The organism is Listeria grandensis FSL F6-0971 (genome assembly GCF_000525835.1).
GTDB classification, from domain to species: domain Bacteria; phylum Bacillota; class Bacilli; order Lactobacillales; family Listeriaceae; genus Listeria_A; species Listeria_A grandensis.
The window spans coordinates 138989-157436 of the sequence record NZ_AODD01000015.1 but is presented as its reverse complement, the minus strand read 5'-3'; the positions used below and the strand labels follow the sequence as shown (position 1 = coordinate 157436).

Sequence of the window (18448 nt, the reverse complement as noted above, 5' to 3'; positions counted from 1 at the left end):
ATGCAAACTTGGCTCGTTGGTGCGCTCGACGCGATTCTTGTATCGCATCATCTACGGCATACATCTGTTTTTTCCGCTTCTGCCATTCTTCCGTCATCGTTTCTTCCACTAGTCCTAACCGCTGTCGTGACCGGTTCCCCTGCCACGCATCCTGAAAGGTATGTAGCACATTTTCTTGTGCCCGTTTCGCCTTCGAAAATAATTGTTCCAGTTCCTCAAATTGCCGCTCTTTCTTGATTTGTTCTTTCCAAGCGTCTTCTTCCCGTTGTCTTGGTTGCATTGCTATGTATCCCCCTGACCTATTTTTTACTTCCCATCCATTCGATTCCTTTATGTAGCATATCCCCAATGCCTTTTCAGATGCCACAAACGCTTTTTCCACATGCTTCAAATTCGCCGTATCTTTTTGAAACGCAGCTGGAGCGGATGCCGTCATTTGTGCAAACTCCATCGCACCTTCTACTAGTTGTCTCGCGCTACCAGTTGAATAGGATACACTTGGCTTTGGTTGTAATTTCAATGTATTTGTCGTCGCTTGAATCGCATTCGCGTGTTCGGCTAACCGACCGCTCGGCAATTGTATCTTTTTCGCCATTTTATCCATCCCTTTCCATTGTTATTTTCTTCTTAATCATACCATATTTGGTACATAAAAAAAAGCCCTTATCCGAAAAAATGGATAAGGGCTTGGATTCCTATAAAACTAACGTACTGTTGCACCTGTGATAGGGTTAGCGTAAATTTGAACGCGCCCAAATTGGACGGTTTGGATCTCGTAGACATCCGAACCGCGATTTTTTAGAACGGGGTAGCTGAGCCCACCAAATTTCGCTGGTTTTAAAAAGGCTTTGGTATTCGCTTTGATAGGACTAACGGTAAGCCCATAAATACGCCATGTGCTTGCTGTGGCTGGTAGGTATATCTTCCGTCCTGTTACCACTGGTATCACAACCTTAATATCTCGATTACGTACCCATGAGTTGATACCCGCAAGTCGCACGCGATCCGTTTTAGTTTGCAAAATCGTATAGTTGCTCCCTTTCACAAACGCTGGAATGACTTGCCCCGTAACGTATGTTTTAGCACTTGGGAGCACCTTCACGTTAGCTCCCGCCACAATATTACTTGGGACATTGGGCTTCGGTGTCTCTGTGATTGGTGGGGTATTAGGCGAAACTGCCGTATCTCCTGTATACGCTACTCGCAAATCTTTTTCTAGTTGCACCATTGACACGCCGTTTTGTTGAAGCCATGCAATCGGATCTTGGTGGTTGGTACCGCCTAAGTTTTTGCTGATCCATGCATGTGTCACAAAACCTTTCTTCCCTTCATTGAACGCCATCGGAATATTGTATTGCTTCGCATAATAAACCGCTATCTCTAGCCAATTATGATAAGCTTTCGTGAAGTTGCCTTTTCGCACTAATTCCACATGGATGGCATATCGATTGGCGGTTGCTCCCGCGCCCCATGCAGTATAGTTCGTATCTGCGACCTCGATGACTTTGCTATCACTCACAAACGCATGCACAAAGGCGTTTTTCCAGTTGCGAGACATATAGGATACTTCATTTTCAATCGTCGCTTTACTGTTCGCTGTCTCGTGTAAGACAATCATACTTGGCTTCCCTACGCCGTTTGCAAAAGCTGTTTTTGGTAAGCCGTTCATGTGCTGCTTTTGAATATTCACGGCGGCTTGTGTTGGCATCGAAAAGGCTACCATCAACAACACGCTTACTACTATCATTGTTACTTTTTTCAAATTCATCACTCCATTTCTCTATTTTAAGCCTAAAAAATAGCCCATTGTGGACTACGTTTTACTCCTTCTTACCTTTTTCACCAGCCTTCTCTTGCAGTAACCCAATCACTTGTTTGAGTTTACCAGGGATGTTCAAGCCCATTCGCGCGGCATTCTCCAACATGGAAATCAATTCGTTCGCGAGATAAAAGAAAATAACGGCATCCCGCAACATATCTTTATCACCCAATACAAAGTCCACTTGGTGCGCAATCGCAACCAAAATGAAAATAGCTATTTTCTTGGCAATACCTTTAAAACCAACTTTACTGCTTAGCTCCCCATTGTATATTCCTGCGAGTATGCCTGTTAGATAATCAGCAATGACGAAGACCATCAACACCTGTACCAAGATGTGCCAGCCACCGAATAGTAACCCCACTGCGGCACCACCAGCTACCATCGCTCCTTTAAATAGTTGCTCCATCTGATTCCTCCTTCGCCATGATTTGATCGGCTTCTTCTACAGTAATTTTTCCAAGTGTGACAAAGCGCATTACCTGCTCCGTGGTATAGAAACCTCGCTCAAAATGCGCTTGAATACGTGCTACCCAGTCAATCATTTACAACACTCCTTTCTCTGCCAATACAAATAATAGCTCGGCATCCTCTCGTTGGGACTGCTGAATCACAGCCTCCAGCTCGGCACTGTACAACAATAGATGGGCATTTTCTTGTTGTACCACTTCTAAATCGGAAGGCGGTGTCTGCCAGTAGGCTTCTTTTTCGCGTTCCAACTGCGATTGATCCATCACTGCTATGCCGTCCACCACGCGTACACAGTTCAACACCGTGAAAAGCGCCGGCTCGGATTGAATGGGAAGAAAGCCATCGATTTTTTCTGTTGTCCAATTATCAATAAAACCCGTTTTATTGTATGTGACATAGTACGTTTCCATTAGCCAACACCCCATATCTCGCGCAGGCATTTCGTCCTGAAATTAATACCATCCAATACACGGATATTATTCGCACTGCCCGACACACCAAGCAATCCTGTGTACACATACTTATACATCACTTTGGTCGTATCTTCTGCCACAATCGGAATCGAATGCCCCACCCCATAATGCGCTGCGATGAACGCCACAGGAATCGGATAAATCAGCCAACCCCAATCGTCTGCCCCTGTGCCCACCGTGTAATGCGAAAAGACAAGAAATAGCATTTGATACTGTCCTGCCAGCACATCTGGAAAACTCATCTTATGCCCTTCGTCCAAGTACGACGCGCCATTGAATAGTCGGGTGGCTCGTGTCGATTTTTTCAATAAATCCGCCATCCCCTGAGTCTCGTTTTGCATGCCCTTACCTTTTTCGTAGATAATGACCTGTTTATCAACGGTACCGACCTTGCCCGCTGTAATCACATTCACCGCCTTGAATAAACAGCTATACGCGCCCGTTACCGCCTTATATACGGTTTCCACTACGATATATTTATTATTTGTGAGATCGAATGATTCCTCGCTTACGACACGAACACACAGCCCACCAATGAAAATGACCGTTCCTGCTTTAATCGTATACATATTGGTTGCCCCTACTTGCGCAATCGTTCCAAAGACCCCATTTCCTGTGGAAGAAACAAGCGAGCCAATCTGGGAACGTGTATCCTCGCCTTCAATATAGGCGTCTCCGTCAAAGTTAAATACTTTCAATGCCACTACTGGTAGCCCCCTTCCTTTAATTCCTTGATTTTTTGTGTCAGAGCATTCTTGTCAATCCCTGTCGTTAACTCATAAGCATCGCTTCGCTGCCCGGCTTGGTACGTAATCGTGTAGGAGGTAATTAAATCCTTGATTCGCTCCCCATTTGCAGCACTGAACGTCACGTAATCCCCCACCTCATAATCGCGCAAAAACTGTGCCACTTTATTTTTCTGCGTTTTGAATTGGATTTCATATTCAAATTGGAGTTCTTTAAACTTCACCTGTGTTCGCTGTATTAAGTCTTCGTGTGTGATGTTTTCGCGCAAATCATAGATGTAACATTGCGGATAATCGTCTATCGCTTTTTGATCATAAAAATAGAAATCTCGATTTTCGTCTTCTCCCTGTCCCAATCCTAAAATTTGATTGTATTTATTTTTCGAGCTTTTACTTTTTTGAACTTGTTGATGCGTGATATTATTGAGTAAAATGACGCTATGACTAAGATCACGTAAGTACTTGACCTTCACTAAGATACGTTTTTTAGACACAATGAAAAGTTGATACATCATCTCATTCGCGATATTGTTTGCACGTAGAAAGGCATGTGCATTTTTCAATCGAGGCGAGAGGGAAAACGTGGTTCGATTAGGCTCGCTGTCTAGTATCACACTTGCTAAAGGAAACGCCTTTGCGATAGTCTGTTGAATGAGTGACATGGAGTTCCCAACGATTGGGCTGGCGCTAACCAGGTTAAGCCCATACAATTGGTTCATCTGCATGCCCTCCAATAGATAGCGCAGATCATAGCCATCAATGCTCACCTGTTTACCGACCGCCACCGCTTGTTTGACGACACCAGAATAGATTGGGTGCCTATCCTCCAAAATCGTAATAAAATCCCCTGTATCGATGGCTTCCGTCGTCACGGTGAGCTGAAAAGTTTGCCAGTCCCAAATATGCACCAGAAACGTGCCTTCTCTAAAACGAACGACGCCTTTTTGCTGTAGCGCTTTATCAAAAATAAGTAAATGGATCAAGGTACACTCACCCAGCTTTCAAAAATATGCAATTCGATTTTCCCTCGCAAGCTGTCACTATCGACATGTACGACGTATTTACGATTTGGCAATAAATCAAAAAATGGGACATCTGCCCAAAAATAAATCGAAATCACGAATGACATTTACACCATTTTTTGTGGTGGATAAATCAAAGTTATTGATAATCAACACTTCATTATCAAACACATTCGCATCGTACTTGATCGTTTTTATCATGCCAGAAAGTGCGTCTTTGATACGCATCGTGAAAGTCGACACTTCTCCGTATACCTTCACAATCAGTTTGGCAAGATCGTTCCCACCAATTGTCGCAATCGAGCCGTTCCCAGCCTCAAATACTTCGCCATGCTGCCATGGGTGCTTATACCTATGGAAATGCGATTCATCTGTTCCCTGTAACGAAAAGACAATCACCTGTGGCGTGGTCGCTAGCCATGTTTTAGACAAACGTGTGAAAGAGATTGTAACTTCCAAGACATGCAAAATCTCCTCTTCTACCGTGATTTCGCCAAATTCATAATTGGCAATCAATACAGGCAGATACACCTCGATCCCCGTGTCATTTTTATACAAAAGCTTTCCATGCGTTTCTTCACCTGTCGCTTTTCGAATTAGCTGATCGTAGTTTAAAATCGTGGCAATACGTTCTTGCTTCTCATAAATCGAACGGTTACTGTTGATGGCATCACGGATCTCTAGTAGCCCTGTAATGTCTGCATGCTGGAGGGATGTACTGTCCACATCCAGCTTATCCGTATAGTTGGATTCACTCACCTCATTCGTATACGAAAAACCTGCGCCAGTCAGCTCGTATAGAAAGTGTGCTTGGGGAACCGTCAAATCAATGCGTTCCCCTGCGATATTTTCATAGATGAGTGTGCGATACTGGTTCATTAAATCAAGCCCCCCAAAATGTTATTGACTTCTTTCGCAATTTTTTGTACATCTGCTTCTTCTCGTACGGTACCATTAATATGGAATGTCGCATGGACTTGTGTTTCGTTTACCACTTTTTCTTGTACCAGTTGATCTATGGCACCAAGGACACCGCCATCTTGTCGTAATTGACTCATAATCGCTGCAATCTTCGTCGCAAACGGTACCATGTGACGACCGGATAACGGGATCGCGGCTTCTTTCACACCAGGATCTTCCCCAACACCAATCACACTAGCACCGTCAAAAACGCCACCTTTTTTATACCAGTTAACACCGACGGATGGCACACTTGGTGGATCTAAACTAAACTTCCCTTTCAAGCTAAAGTGTGGGAGTTTAGGCATGCTTATCTTTGGAAACTTTAATTTCATATTGTCAAAGAAGCCTCTTACTGCATCAATCATTTCTTTGATCTTATTCTTCGCGCTAATCATGGGTTGTGTCATCGCATTTTTAATCCCATTCCATACAGCCGATGTTGTCCCTTTGATACTGTTCCAAACACCGCTCACTGTGTTCCTAACACCATTGACAGCATTTGTAATCAAAGATTTAATACTATTCCAAACGCCACTTAACATACTTCGAACACCATTCCATACGGTGGTTGTCACACTTCGAATGGCGTTCCATACCGTTGTGACTGTCGTACGAATACTCGTGACTTTCCCAAATATATAAGTCACAATCGCATTCCATACACTTACAAAGAATGATTTAATCGCATTCCAAATGGCAACCGTTACACCTCGAATACCATTCCACACACCACTAAAAAAGCCACGCAACGGCATCCAGATCGCTCGTGCAAAAGCCACAATACTTGTCCAAAGCCCAACTAAAAATCCTTTGATACTTCCCCAGACCACAGTAAAAAGCCCTTGGATAATGTTCCAAAAGGCTGTGAAAAAAGGAGCTAGCGGCTTCCAAATGGCTTGTGCCATCGAAACGATCGCATTCCAATACACCATAAGAATAGATGTAATCACCGTCCAAACACCTTGGATAATGGATTGAATAAGTAAGAAGATAAATGTAAAGACATTAACCAAGCCTTGCCAAATTGGCGTTGCAAATCCTACAATCCCTTTCCAGATACCAAGCAACCAATTACTAAATCCTTGCCAGATAATAAGTGCAGTGTTTTTAATACCTTGCCATAATCCACTGAAAAAAGTGGCTATATTGCCCCATATATTGCTGGCTAACGTTTGGATACCAGTCCATAAAGCACCTAACCACGGAACAAATGCTTCCCACTGCTCTTTTAACCACTCCACCACCGTACCCCAGTTTTTGATTAGTAATATCAGCCCTGTGATCACCAGTGCCACTGCCGCAACAATGGCGATGATTGGCAACAAAGCTGTATCCAGCGCAAAAATGGTGATGGCGAGTGCCCCAATAATAGGCGTTAATAGAACAAATACCGTCAATAATGCTGTAAAGATCGTGATTGCCATACGAATAGGTCTTGGCAAATTACCAAAACCATCGGATATTCGACCAACAACAGACATTACTGGCGTTAACGCATCCACTAAATCTTGCCCAATTGGAATAAGAGATGCCTTAATCTTATTCAAACTTTCTTGCCACTCCTGCTTGGCGCTCTTTTTATTCAGCGCATCCGACTTACCAGAAACATCATCATAAGCTTTGGAAACTTGCGACATTGATTCGATGACTTTCGTTCCCGCATCTTCTCCCATCGAACCAAAAATTTGTGAAATGGCTGCGGCTTTTTGTTGTTTGGTGGAGAGACCCGTAATCTCTTTGCCAAGTAGCTGGAATAACTGTTGGTTTGTGCCACCATCCTCTTTCCACGTGGTGAAGAGTTTTTTTAAAATTACCGCCCATTTCGCCCACTGCTTTTTCGATGGTACCATCTGCTACACGCACCCCAAACTCTTTGACTAAATCGTTTACCTTGTCGAGGTTATACGCGCCACCTTTGAGCCCAGCATCTAAGATCGCAAACATATCCGATGCGCTATAGCCATTCTCTTCGAATAACGTCGCATACTCTGCTAGATTATCACCCAATTCGTCTGTTTTATCTAAACCGTTTTGCGCCCCTGCTGTCATAAAATCAAAGGCAGTTCCTGCATCCATTTTGAATGTCATCATTAACGCATTCGCACCACGAACACTTTCGTTTAAATCAGAATCAAACGTTTTGGAAAATACGAGTGCTTTTTGAGCTACCCTACCTAAAGCGTCATCATCCGCCATCTTGCCCATATTTGTTTGAACGGTAATAATCGCCTCAGAAATTTCTTCATAGTTGTCCGTGATCCCTGACGAAAATATCTTGCTCACAACATCCCTTGTACGTGCCGCTTCCTTTCCAGTTAAACCAAGGGATTTATTAATACGTGTAGTAGCATCATCGACATCCAGTGCCGATTCAAAGGCGCCTTTGCCCAGATCAATCACTTTTTCCGCTACATCACCTAGAATTTCCGCCGCATGTAGAAAGTTCCCAGCCGTGATCTTCTTGCCCAGTTCTTCCATACTATCCGCAGAACCTTTTCCACCCTGTGCTAGCTCTTCTAACTCCATATCCAATTTAGATACCGATGCTTTGGCATTATTTAATTTGGTCGCCATCTGATTCGCTTCCACTGAATTTTTGCCATACATCCGCTCGGTTTCCATCAATTGCTGTTCCAAGTTGGCGATGACGCGCTTTGTCATATCTGTTTGCTGTTGGACATGCTTTTGCGCCAATGCAAATGTATCAGCTTCGCTCGCTGTCGCTCCCATTGCCGCCTTTTGCATCTCATACTCACTTGTTAAGCGATCACTCGATGATTTCAGCTGGTCTTGTTCGCCTTTTAACTGTCCCATTTTCTGTTGGTACTTGGTCGTTTCAGATGATGCATCTGCCTGCGCTAGCTTCAACGTATGCAATTTATCGGTAACAACACCCGTTTGATTCGCCACTTTTTGTTCTGCAATCTGAAAATCCAGTAGTTTACCTTGGAGTATGTTTGCTTCTTCGGAATTCTCGCCGTACATTTTCTTCGCTTCACCCAACTGCTTTTCTGTCAATGACACTTTTTGTTTCGCGATGTCATGTTCTCGACCGAGCTTTGCCAAGCTGGATTCTAGCTTTTCTTGTTCTGTTCCTGTGCGTTTGAGTTGTTCTTGTTCCAGCTTAAATTCTTTATTCAAGGTAGAAATACTCAGCGCCATCTCTTTGATTCCCTTGGTAAATTCCTGATTAAAGATGGAGAACTTGACCTTTGACTCTGGCTGCTTCCCCATTTAGCGTCTTCCTCCTTTCTTCTTCGATTGCCGTTCCTGTTCGCCTTGCTTCCAGTTATCAATCGCGATATTATTTTGGGCAATGAGTTGCACCGACGCTAATGGATAGTGCCAAAAAATCTCTTCGGAAATCTGGAGATGATGTACAAAAATACTATATAAATCCTCTACACAGTGGATGTCATAGCGTGGAAATCGTGTGGCTTCCCCTTGGCTTGCGTCTTCTTCTCAAAACTTTTCGCCAAGTTACTGCTACTTTCTTTTTGTAAAATCGCTGTGTAAATCTCCATAACCTCTTCATAATCAAACTCGTACTGTTCCATGAAAGCGTTGAAGCTAATATACTGCACGGGATTTGCTTGGCGATAAGCCACATACACCGACCGCATTGCAGAAAACACATCCAAGTTCATATCGACATCTGCTTGATTTCCTGTCATAGTTAGTAATTTTAGAAAGCTCCCATCAATCACTTTTTCGTGCTGTAGTTTGAATAAAGTTAATGCAATAATTTTTGTGTCAATAGCTAGTTCTTCCCCTGTCGTTAATTGAATTGTTCCTTTTGCCATACTTTTCTCCTCACTCTCGTATCGTTTCTATCCAAAATTCCTCGTAGTTCGTGCCATTTTTTGATTGCATGGAAATAGCGTCGCCAACAAGCAACGCCTCCCACGCGTATTCAAATTTGCCACCATCGTCGGTGTTCACGCCTCGACGATTACTGCCATTTAATTGGATGTAAATCTTACTATCCGGCGCATGCACACCAACAATATGCGGATTATCTGTCGTTACATTCTCTTGCAATGGATCAAAACCTGCGTATGCCTCGATAATATCTGGATACCTCATGCCATCACTCCCTTACTGTCCATTCAGCTGCCGTGGCATACGTCGAGCCAATTTTCACTTCTGCTTTAATCACATCGCCAACTGCTACCGACGATAAGCTAGACCTGTATTGCCCCGTTGTGTCTACGGGCACCGTTGTTTTGGTAACACCATTTTGCCATGTACGCACTTGTAAGCCGGCTTCACTTGTTCCAGCTACCACTCGCCTCGCTGTTGTGACTGGGTTTAAAGTAATACGTGCTTTGATGCACTCAAATTCCAATGGCATTCCTAGTACCTCAGTGCCTGATCCTGACTTGCCGTAAACGACTCTGCCAATGTATTTTTGCCCTGCTACTAGATTAGCTGTGGCATAAAATTTGATGTCCCCATTTGTAATTGTCCCGTTTTTGTACCATGTACCATCCTCTTTAAACACAGCGAAAGCCGTCACATTCGGATCGTTGACTGTTTCCCCTAGCAGGTAGGTGATGCCATCGATGTGTGGTGCTTTTAATGTTGGGATGGCGATGGGTGTCATGTGTGTGATGATCTTTGATTTCTCCCCTTCCAATCTTCCGTCTACCGCTGCGACACGCGCGCTATAGTTCGTCATCGGATGGAACGCTTGCATGGTCATCTGATTCGTAGCTACGACAATAGGTGTCGTTTCCTCCCCCAGATAGAATCGATAAGCGGTCGCATTTTCTACCGCGTCCCATGCATATGTCAGCGTTGTGTCTGTACTGTCGATCACACGGAAGTTTTGGGGAGCCTTAGGGTGTTTCGTATGCCATCTCTGGTGTGAATTTTGTCAGCCAGTCTTCAATAAGCTGGGCATCCTCCACTTCATCCACAAAGGCTTCATACACGATTTCACCAAAGGAATCCTGTTTCGCGGATAGCTCCAGCTCTGTTTCCGCGACTTCCTCACCGCCATTCTCGATGGTTTCGGAATAACCAGATGTCGTCGATGCATTCGGTAGCGCAATCAATTTAGTCGTACCGTACATATCCAGCACTTTTGCCGTAAACACAAAGGGCTTTGGTTGCGAATTTCGCCCATACGCAAACACGCCTGTTTTCAAGCCTTGATTATGGAATCCTAAAATGGTACGAATCACATATGGCGGGAAATGCGCCGAAATATTCGCCGTTCCTTTGTCTGGTTTCGCTAGTTCATCTGTCACCACGCCTTCACAGGTACGCTGGATATTTTTCATCTCAGTTTCAAAATCGTACTTCCCCACACACCCAAATTTGGTACCGACTTCTTGTGTCTTTGTCGCCCGATCCAAAAATTGAATACTTGCTTCTTTAATTTCATAACTTGAAAAATCTTCAATAATGGTTCCTACCATGTCTCTACTTCCTCCCTATTCGTTGATGATGCGATCCATCGCTTGATTTAGCTTTTCCACGATCTTAGGTGTCGCATCTGCCACTCCTACCTCCATAAATTCCTGAGGGTTTTTGTTCTTATTGCCCAGCCCTTTGTTCGGAAACACCAAATAGCGAAAACGCGCTTTCGGTTTTATCTCTACACTCAGGTTGGAGGTCACCACTTGAAATGGCTGGCTGGTTTTCGCATGTTTTTTCCGTCGATTTCTGCCGTTTACTTTGGAAATAGGTAATCGTTGAAGGATATTTTCCTGAATCAGCGTCGCCCCTTCGCGATGGATCACCTGATTAAGCGCATTTTCCGATTGCTGCGGTATTTGCTCGATTTTCTTTTGCAACTGTTCAAAGTCAGCGAAATCTATGCCAAACCTAACAGCCACGGCGCTTCACCAAATGTGTAAATGTGAAAACTTCCGTGTCCAGAAACGCATCTGTATCGCCTTGTTGTTCGCGATCTGCCTCTGAATATCGAAACCGCAATCCTAGATTCTCTAACGTATCAATCAATGCCAAACAAATGTCGTCTGTGATAACCTCCATGCACACATACACCACGATCCGTTTCAGCATACTGATTTGATCGCCTTTTTCTGGTCGTTCCATGCCGCCTTTAAAGAACAGGACATATGCTTCTACTGGTTCTTCTTCGTCCTCCGATACTTCCCCATAAAACACAGCCAGTCCGGTTGCCGCTTCAATCGCTTGTTTGATTTTCTGCTCGTTGATCACGCACATCCCCTACTTTCTGTAAATACCAAAATAAACGCACATGTCTATCCGCATCAATCGTGATGACATCATAGACTTGTTCGTTTATCTGCACTTTTTGATATGTCTTCGCGCCCTGTCGAAAAGGCGTCTTGACTTTGATATCTAAAATACTCCCCATCGTACCACACAGGATGCGATCTTCTTGGCGAATGCTCATTTCTTCGTAGAACAATTTTTCCACAGGCACAAATTTCTTCTCACTCTGCCGGCGCCCCGATACCGTCCGAATCGTCGTCACCCTACCATAATGTAAAACCCCATCGTTATAGCTGTTATGGGCTACTTTTTGCATCGTTTGCACACTCCTTGATGGCTTCTTTCCATTGCAAGCTTTGGATTTCTTCGATAAAATTCGGTTGAAAATACTCATAGGAGTTGTTACGGATATAACGACAACAATCCAGCAACAGCTGCCTGCTATCGTCCTCTTCCGCAAATGTGAGCGCTGGGCTAACAATCGTCTGTAAATTCGCCATGGCTCGCTGAATATCACGTGTAATGCGACGATCTTCATCGTTCCATGTGACCTGTAAATAGTCTTTCACTTCTTCTAACAACGCTGTTGGCACATCAACTGTCATGGATATCTGCCTCCTGTAGTTTCTTCACCAGATACGTAGTCCGAGTATTCTTCGCATAGTATACACCTCGACGATCTAGTGCGGCTTTTACGTCCGCCCGTGTCATGTCTACATATCCCCGACTAAGCTGCTGGGGTTGCGGTGGGCGTCTTTACATTCACATCAAATGCCAGCGATGTATCCATGTTTTCAATATCGAACACATAGAACGATGCATTATCTTTGGGGCGTCCTGTCGCATATTGCTTGGCATAATAAATCGTTTCATCATCCAACAAGCGTACTTGATCCGATGTTTTGATTTTCTGCTCTGATCCGATTCCCATGAAATAATCATTCCCTAGCCCAGCAACCATACGCCCGACAGGTACCGCGCTGGATTCTATAATCGTGGCTGGGATTGGCAAAATACCCGCGACATAGGTGCCTTGTGGCGTCAACATTACCGTCGATGCCCAGATTTTAGCCCAATAATCCAATGGGTTCACAATCAGTAACACATCGGAAACACTGCGTTTACCTTCGCGTGTGAGTGGTACCATGATCTTTTCTGCCAGCGTCAATGGCTTCAAGTCTGGTAACACCGTCGCCTCTTTATCCACGTATTTGCCATCTGTGACGTTGTTAATATCCTTCATCATGCCGATGGGCTGGTCTTTTCCTGTGCCTGCAATGATGCCAAACTCTAGACCTAATGCCATCGATTCCGCTAAAACTGTGCGCACGTACAAGTCCAACCACTCAACGCCTAAATCCAGCATAGCGTTACAAATCGGGATATATGCCGATAATTTGTAGAGACTTGTGGATACTTTATCGAAGCCTTTATCCAACACTTCTTTGATTTCCGCGCATAAAGGACCCCACCATGCCGTCTGTACTTCCCCAATCGAGATAATCCACTCCGTTGTTGCTGTCGTATTGACAAAATCAATCTTCGCCAGTAGCGGATGTTTATTCACAAGGTCTTCAAATACGCGTTGAAAAACGGTTGGCGGCATCAATTTCTCCGTTCCCGCAAAGCCATTCCCAGCGATGACTTCGTTATAATACGATTGCTCATCCGTTGTTAATGGGTTAAAGCCACGCTGAGACAATACCGTCGTGTCGTTCATTCCTGCCTGCATCGTTTCGCGCGCCTCCGCCATAATACGGTGCATCATCGCATCCGACAACTCCGCGAACGCTTCGACTTGTTGTTCTTCTGTCCCGTCTCGCATCGTATTGACGAAATTCCCCTTCAATTCCTTTTCCGCTTGCTTGTGTGCTTGTAGTGTTAACATTGGCATGTGTTTTTTTCCTCCTCATGAAAAAAAACACTATTGGTTAAATCGCCCAATAATGTTTAATATCGTATTTTGTTTTGCTGTTTTTGACAGTACAGCTTGTGGTGTACTAAATGGCTTATTTCTTTGATTGGCACTATATTTCCCCACAATACTCGCCACTGTCTCTTCCTCCATTGCTGGTTTTTCTTCGGGTTCTGAGACTGCCAATATCAATAGCTTCTCCAATCACATCACAAAAACCAAGTGCTTGGCAATCATCTGCGGTCAGCCATTCTTCATTGCACAATAAAATATCAAGCTCGTTCGCGGCTCCCACAAAACGCCCCATGTAGCTAGCGGTCACCGATTGATCGATTTTATCTAATACCGTCGCTTGTTTGCGTAACTTCTCCGCATTGCCATAAAGAAAAGTCGCCGCTTTGTGAATCATCATCATCGTATTCGAAGGCATGTGAATCTCGTCCCCCGCCATCGCAATAACAGACGCTCCACTGCCGGCTAAACCATCGACGTGCATCATGATTTTTGCGGGGTGCGCTTTGAATAAGTTCTGAATCGCAATGGATTCGAATACATCCCCGCCACCCGAATGAATGTGCACATGAATCGTATCCGCTGTAATCTGCTCCAATTGGCTACGTACCGCCTCGGAGTTAATATCCGCGTACCAACCAGCTCCAATTGTGCCATACAAATACATCGTCGCTTGGTTATCTGTCACACTATTGAAAAACTCCAAACGTTTGGCAATCATCGGCATCGTCTTACTCGGCATCCCTGTCACCTCCTTGTGCAAGCATCTCCTCACTGCCCTGCACCGCATAATTTTTCGAAATAAATCGTTGGTTATTTTCTGGCAATCCTGTCCGCTCCTTTCCAACCATTGCCAAGTTATCATCAATGGTGTTGGTTCCTGTTCTAAATAACAATTCCAGCGCACTGGCACTATCTTTCAAATCAATCACCTTGATACGGCTCGTGTCCATCTTCATGTAGGTTCGCTGTAATACCAACGCTTTTCCGTACAGTTTACGGTTTCCTTCATCGCTAATCATTTCCGCAATCGGATTTAAGCCGAACATTAAAAAGGCGTTCATCTGCTCATTCAAGCCAACTGTATCGCCTTTCGCGACGCCCCATGGGAGATGAAAGCTCGTCGTTGTCATCTCAAACACATCATCGATCATCTTTTTAATATCTCGTGACTCTGCGATTTTGGCTTTGTTCTGTTCCAATTCTTCCAATAGATGCCCTTCTTGTAACGGCAATACCGCGTCTTTTTCGGATAAGAAAACCCGTATTCGATTCGACAATAAATTACGCATCTCTTCTTGTGCTTCCTTTGTTTGCGCCAATTGTCCCTTCGTTTTATACAAGAATTTTCGACTATTCAATTTCTTATAATTCGATACACCCTCGGAGATCAGATCCCCATATAAACGATAAAAGCCATCAATCACCGTTTTCGTTTTTTCGATATTCAGCGTGAGATGCATCACCTTAGATTCTGGAAATAACGCGCTGACTGCGTAATCTTTCAAGACAATATTAGAATAAACATTTTCACGAAAGGCAAATTTGTGCTGGGAAAAACTATCCGCCACATACATCGCGTTTCCCATCGAGAAAATCAACACCTCATTCTCATACACCAATTTATACACGGCTTTCTTCCAAAACTCCGTGGCATTCTGATTGGGATTGGGTTCGATATTGAATAAATACCAATCCTCCCCGCGCGTCTCTTCCCCTGCCACAAACGTCTGAATATCCGCTTTTGCCAATGCATTCGCAATCTTATTGACACACGAATCAATTGCCCATTTTTTAATAGCTAGTTCTGACAACTTTTTCGCTGGCAAAGATTGAAACGACTGGTCGACCAAACTTTCAGTGGTTGCCTCTCGAAATAAGCCCTTTGCCCACTGCATCACGCCCACACACTCACCCCCCCTCTAATACGTGAAAACATCGAAGTCCATCCAAGCACTCGGCTCCACTAATTCATGATCAAAATTCAAGGCATGGGTAAACGCGAAAAACCCATCTGTTTTCCGCTTCTCTTTGTCTATTTTTTTGTACTCTTTATTGCCATTTCCTAGTTCATCCACATAGACATTCCCCACAAACCAACGCATCAACGGATCATCTGGGAAGACAATCGTTTGGTTGATAAACATATCGTCAATCATCGGTGCCAACTTACTGTGCGTGACATTACCACGACGCACCACGTCCACTTCAAAACCTGCCTCTTTTAATTTGACACCTAGAATCGATTCGCGGAACGTATCCATCGCAACCTTTTGAATGCCGTAGGTTTGGAGTTTCTCCTTTAACCAGTTCACCACGCGTTCTGGCTTAATCGATTTATCGGTTTCGATGATCGTGCATAATCCCTTACTTTTTGCAATCTCGATAATATCCGGATTGATGTCTTGGAGCTTCAAAGCCAAGTGATGAATAAAGGTGTGTTGAATCCAGTAACGCTTGCCGTTGTATTTCAGTAGCAAGCCCACCGTACAAAAATCGCGTACATCGGCAAAATCGACGCCAGCAATCGCGGTAGCACCTTCTAGCTCTTTCGGTAACACCTGATTCGTTGCCAGTATATCCTCATATGTCGCCACTTGATGTTTGACCATCTCCACGGGAAAATCCATGCGCTTGGTCAAAAACTCGGCATGCATCACCACATCCGTCACCGCACCATCTACTTGGCAATCCTCCCATTCTTCCAACATCGTTTCGTATAGTTCCTCATTATGTGGTAGCGACGGGTTTGCCATTTCCCAATTCGTTGGATCGAGCACTTGTTTCTCGTGATCCAATTTGCAGATAAACGGGAACAATTTATTTTTCGGTAAACTTTGAAAATTGTCTAGTACGTGTTTCGCCTTGTCTTTCATATCATCCAAGAACCCGCCGCGGACATACCCGTCTGTGGTCAGATAAAACGTTCGTCCATCTGGTACTTTCCCCAACGCCGAGCGAAACACCTTAATCAGTTTCTTGCCTTCGTACTCATGCACCTCGTCAAAAAAGATGGCACCTGGTCGCAGTCCATCTTTCGTTTTGGCATTCGCCGTATGGTATTGTACTTGTGCTTTCGTGAAGCGATGTTGAATCAGCACTTTCGTTGCCGCAAAGACCTTTTTCAACGTTTTTTCATAGGTTGGGTCATCCAGCACATTTTTAATATCCGTGAAGCTGGTCTTCGCTTGCTTTTCGGATGTCGCTACAAATTCGATGTGGTAATGCTTGATTTGGAATTGTTTCGACATCATATAAAAGCTCAGGTACGCGGCATAGCCATTTTTACCGCCACCGCGCCCCATCATAATCAGAATCTGATTCCATACCAAACGCCCAGTATCTTGATAGCGCGCTCCGAAAATACACGCATTCACAAATTTTTGCCATGGATACAGTGTGAAAGGAAAATAAGGCGCTGGGATATTTACTGAATCCTCAATGGCTTGGTGATCGATAACCACATTCGGATCATCCAGTTTGTGTTTGATCATGCGTACCAGTTTCTTTTGTTCCTGACAAACTTTCAGCTGCCCTATCCGTATATACCGGAAATACACATCGATGTACGGATGGTATTTATAAGTCTGGCATGTCGTCATCGATGGCACCCACTGGCGGTTCGATCGCTCCCAGCACTTCCAGTAAGTCGGTCATCCGCTTACTGACTTTGGGCAATTCAACCACGGCGTCTGAACGTTTGCGACCTGTTTGAGTCCCATTTCGCCAAACCACCATTGCCCCTTTTGTTTTGATTTCCTTCTTTAATTCCTCTTTTAAATCCCATAATGCCAAATAATCGTCCACAAGGTCTTTGTATTGCGCCCCAACGATTCCGCTTACTTTTAACTGCTCCAATAAGTCACGCCTGATCAACATTCGAATGGTTTCCCGCTTGACCGCTGGCACAACAACCACCCCCTCATATGCGAATTTCACAAAAATATTTTTTCCGACCTACCTCCCCCGTTGTCACACCCTCCTTGAAAAATACAAATTTTTTTAAGGGGGGTCTACAGATTAGGATAATACTTCTCGATAAAAGAAATCACCGTATCGATTTCATGTGTCGAGAACGTGGTGTACTTCATTACTTTGTCTTTGTTGGTTTGCACAAGCACCTTGACACCCGCAAGCTTCATACCATGACAACGGTTCAGTACGACGCTGTCACGGATGTTGCGGTACGCTTGGTACATGATGTACTTGAGTCGGTCGCGGATATAGACGCTGTATGTTTCAAAGTCATCCAGCGTGTAGACGCTACCTTCGTATTCTATTTTCAATGTTGCTCACTTCCTTAGATTAAGATGGTTGTCAGCGCTAAAGCAAGAAGGCTCGCACTACATACAATGCACAGACACCGCTTTGTCGCCCTGTCCTTCTCTGCGATAGTCCCAATAAAGCTGATGACAAGCACAAGCAGGAACAACATGATTATAATTGAAATCATACGTCACCACCTTTCTTCGCTCATAAAGCGTTTGGACTTCGCTTTCTTTTGATTCGGTAATCGATTGTGCTCTTTGTTGTGGCATGGATTACATAAGCTTTCGAGATTGGATAAAGTCAGCGCTAGCATTGGCATATCCTTCACATACTGTAAATGATGCACGCAATCCGCTTTCGTATAAAGTCCATGCTTCTTGCATCGCTGGCATTCGTAGTTATCCCGTTTCAGCGCAATCTCTCGCAGTTTTCTCCATTCCTTGGTTTTGTAAAATTTGATAAGCTGATCCGTTAGAATATATTGTAATAACTTTGTTGTTAGTTTCATAGGGATTACCACACTCCAAAAAAAAGAACCCTTCAGG

At 44.1% G+C, this 18448-nt stretch carries 25 protein-coding genes and 1 pseudogene; all 26 read right to left on the bottom strand.

Features of this window, described 5'->3' with window-relative positions; all coding sequences use genetic code 11:
- On the bottom strand, positions 1 to 595 hold a 595-nt coding region (locus tag PGRAN_RS10640), incomplete at its 3' end, for a hypothetical protein (RefSeq protein ID WP_036067008.1).
- A 108-nt stretch (positions 596 to 703) separates the two neighbouring features.
- Positions 704 to 1762, bottom strand: a complete 1059-nt coding sequence (locus PGRAN_RS10635) for a peptidoglycan recognition protein family protein (RefSeq protein ID WP_159101138.1) — start codon at positions 1760 to 1762, stop codon at positions 704 to 706.
- A gap of 58 nt (positions 1763 to 1820) precedes the next feature.
- Positions 1821 to 2228 (bottom strand): phage holin family protein, encoded by a 408-nt coding sequence (locus PGRAN_RS10630; protein ID WP_051998586.1) that lies wholly within the window; start codon positions 2226 to 2228, stop codon positions 1821 to 1823.
- Positions 2212 to 2364, bottom strand: a complete 153-nt coding sequence (locus PGRAN_RS16340) for an XkdX family protein (RefSeq protein WP_077914663.1) — start codon at positions 2362 to 2364, stop codon at positions 2212 to 2214. The genes PGRAN_RS10630 and PGRAN_RS16340 overlap by 17 nt, the downstream gene beginning before the upstream one ends.
- On the bottom strand, positions 2365 to 2700 hold the full coding sequence (locus tag PGRAN_RS10625; RefSeq protein WP_036067006.1) for a hypothetical protein: 336 nt from the start codon (positions 2698 to 2700) through the stop codon (positions 2365 to 2367).
- Positions 2700 to 3467, bottom strand: coding sequence for a hypothetical protein (locus PGRAN_RS10620; RefSeq protein ID WP_036067005.1), 768 nt, complete (start codon positions 3465 to 3467; stop codon positions 2700 to 2702). Before PGRAN_RS10620 ends, PGRAN_RS10625 begins: the two co-directional genes overlap by 1 nt.
- Positions 3467 to 4492 (bottom strand): Gp37-like protein, encoded by a 1026-nt coding sequence (locus PGRAN_RS10615; RefSeq protein ID WP_036067003.1) that lies wholly within the window; start codon positions 4490 to 4492, stop codon positions 3467 to 3469. Before PGRAN_RS10615 ends, PGRAN_RS10620 begins: the two co-directional genes overlap by 1 nt.
- A 96-nt stretch (positions 4493 to 4588) precedes the next feature.
- Entirely contained in the window at positions 4589 to 5410 is an 822-nt protein-coding gene (locus PGRAN_RS10610; protein WP_051998585.1) for a hypothetical protein, read from the bottom strand.
- Positions 5411 to 7105: 1695 nt separating this feature from the next.
- Positions 7106 to 8728: a phage tail tape measure protein gene (locus PGRAN_RS10600; RefSeq protein WP_036067000.1), complete on the bottom strand. Its 1623-nt coding sequence runs from the start codon at positions 8726 to 8728 to the stop codon at positions 7106 to 7108.
- Between the two features lie 167 nt (positions 8729 to 8895).
- Positions 8896 to 9297 carry a hypothetical protein gene (locus tag PGRAN_RS10595; RefSeq protein ID WP_036066999.1) on the bottom strand — a complete coding sequence of 134 codons (402 nt, stop codon included), beginning with the start codon at positions 9295 to 9297 and terminating at the stop codon, positions 8896 to 8898.
- 10 nt (positions 9298 to 9307) lie between these two features.
- Positions 9308 to 9580 (bottom strand): hypothetical protein, encoded by a 273-nt coding sequence (locus PGRAN_RS10590; protein WP_036066998.1) that lies wholly within the window; start codon positions 9578 to 9580, stop codon positions 9308 to 9310.
- A gap of 4 nt (positions 9581 to 9584) precedes the next feature.
- A pseudogene (locus PGRAN_RS10585) lies at positions 9585 to 10322 on the bottom strand (hypothetical protein); the annotation flags it as partial.
- Positions 10323 to 10335: 13 nt separating this feature from the next.
- The gene (locus PGRAN_RS10580; RefSeq protein ID WP_036066996.1) at positions 10336 to 10920 is read right to left on the bottom strand and encodes a hypothetical protein; all 585 of its coding nucleotides are present in this window, start codon (positions 10918 to 10920) and stop codon (positions 10336 to 10338) included.
- 15 nt (positions 10921 to 10935) lie between these two features.
- Positions 10936 to 11340 (bottom strand): hypothetical protein, encoded by a 405-nt coding sequence (locus tag PGRAN_RS10575; protein WP_036066995.1) that lies wholly within the window; start codon positions 11338 to 11340, stop codon positions 10936 to 10938.
- On the bottom strand, positions 11330 to 11689 hold the full coding sequence (locus PGRAN_RS10570) for a hypothetical protein (protein ID WP_036066993.1): 360 nt from the start codon (positions 11687 to 11689) through the stop codon (positions 11330 to 11332). Before PGRAN_RS10570 ends, PGRAN_RS10575 begins: the two co-directional genes overlap by 11 nt.
- The gene (locus tag PGRAN_RS10565; RefSeq protein ID WP_051998584.1) at positions 11655 to 12023 is read right to left on the bottom strand and encodes a phage head closure protein; all 369 of its coding nucleotides are present in this window, start codon (positions 12021 to 12023) and stop codon (positions 11655 to 11657) included. Before PGRAN_RS10565 ends, PGRAN_RS10570 begins: the two co-directional genes overlap by 35 nt.
- Positions 12004 to 12312, bottom strand: coding sequence for a hypothetical protein (locus PGRAN_RS10560; protein ID WP_036066992.1), 309 nt, complete (start codon positions 12310 to 12312; stop codon positions 12004 to 12006). Before PGRAN_RS10560 ends, PGRAN_RS10565 begins: the two co-directional genes overlap by 20 nt.
- Positions 12313 to 12434: 122 nt before the next feature.
- Complete coding sequence (locus tag PGRAN_RS10555; protein WP_051998583.1) at positions 12435 to 13601, bottom strand: phage major capsid protein; 1167 nt, start codon at positions 13599 to 13601, stop codon at positions 12435 to 12437.
- Between the two features lie 30 nt (positions 13602 to 13631).
- Positions 13632 to 13760: a hypothetical protein gene (locus PGRAN_RS17510; protein WP_277619716.1), complete on the bottom strand. Its 129-nt coding sequence runs from the start codon at positions 13758 to 13760 to the stop codon at positions 13632 to 13634.
- The gene (locus PGRAN_RS10550) at positions 13735 to 14376 is read right to left on the bottom strand and encodes a head maturation protease, ClpP-related (RefSeq protein ID WP_051998582.1); all 642 of its coding nucleotides are present in this window, start codon (positions 14374 to 14376) and stop codon (positions 13735 to 13737) included. The genes PGRAN_RS17510 and PGRAN_RS10550 overlap by 26 nt, the downstream gene beginning before the upstream one ends.
- Positions 14366 to 15532: a phage portal protein gene (locus PGRAN_RS10545; protein ID WP_051998589.1), complete on the bottom strand. Its 1167-nt coding sequence runs from the start codon at positions 15530 to 15532 to the stop codon at positions 14366 to 14368. The genes PGRAN_RS10550 and PGRAN_RS10545 overlap by 11 nt, the downstream gene beginning before the upstream one ends.
- Positions 15533 to 15556: 24 nt before the next feature.
- On the bottom strand, positions 15557 to 17236 hold the full coding sequence (locus tag PGRAN_RS10540) for a terminase TerL endonuclease subunit (RefSeq protein WP_036066991.1): 1680 nt from the start codon (positions 17234 to 17236) through the stop codon (positions 15557 to 15559).
- A complete protein-coding gene (locus tag PGRAN_RS10535) occupies positions 17214 to 17543 on the bottom strand; it encodes a hypothetical protein (protein WP_051998581.1) in 330 nt (109 codons plus the stop codon). The genes PGRAN_RS10540 and PGRAN_RS10535 overlap by 23 nt, the downstream gene beginning before the upstream one ends.
- 104 nt (positions 17544 to 17647) lie before the next feature.
- Positions 17648 to 17920, bottom strand: a complete 273-nt coding sequence (locus PGRAN_RS10530; RefSeq protein WP_036066990.1) for a hypothetical protein — start codon at positions 17918 to 17920, stop codon at positions 17648 to 17650.
- A gap of 14 nt (positions 17921 to 17934) precedes the next feature.
- Complete coding sequence (locus PGRAN_RS16835; RefSeq protein ID WP_159101137.1) at positions 17935 to 18087, bottom strand: hypothetical protein; 153 nt, start codon at positions 18085 to 18087, stop codon at positions 17935 to 17937.
- A 3-nt stretch (positions 18088 to 18090) separates the two neighbouring features.
- Positions 18091 to 18411 carry an HNH endonuclease gene (locus PGRAN_RS10525; RefSeq protein ID WP_036066989.1) on the bottom strand — a complete coding sequence of 107 codons (321 nt, stop codon included), beginning with the start codon at positions 18409 to 18411 and terminating at the stop codon, positions 18091 to 18093.
- Positions 18412 to 18448 lie beyond the last annotated feature (37 nt).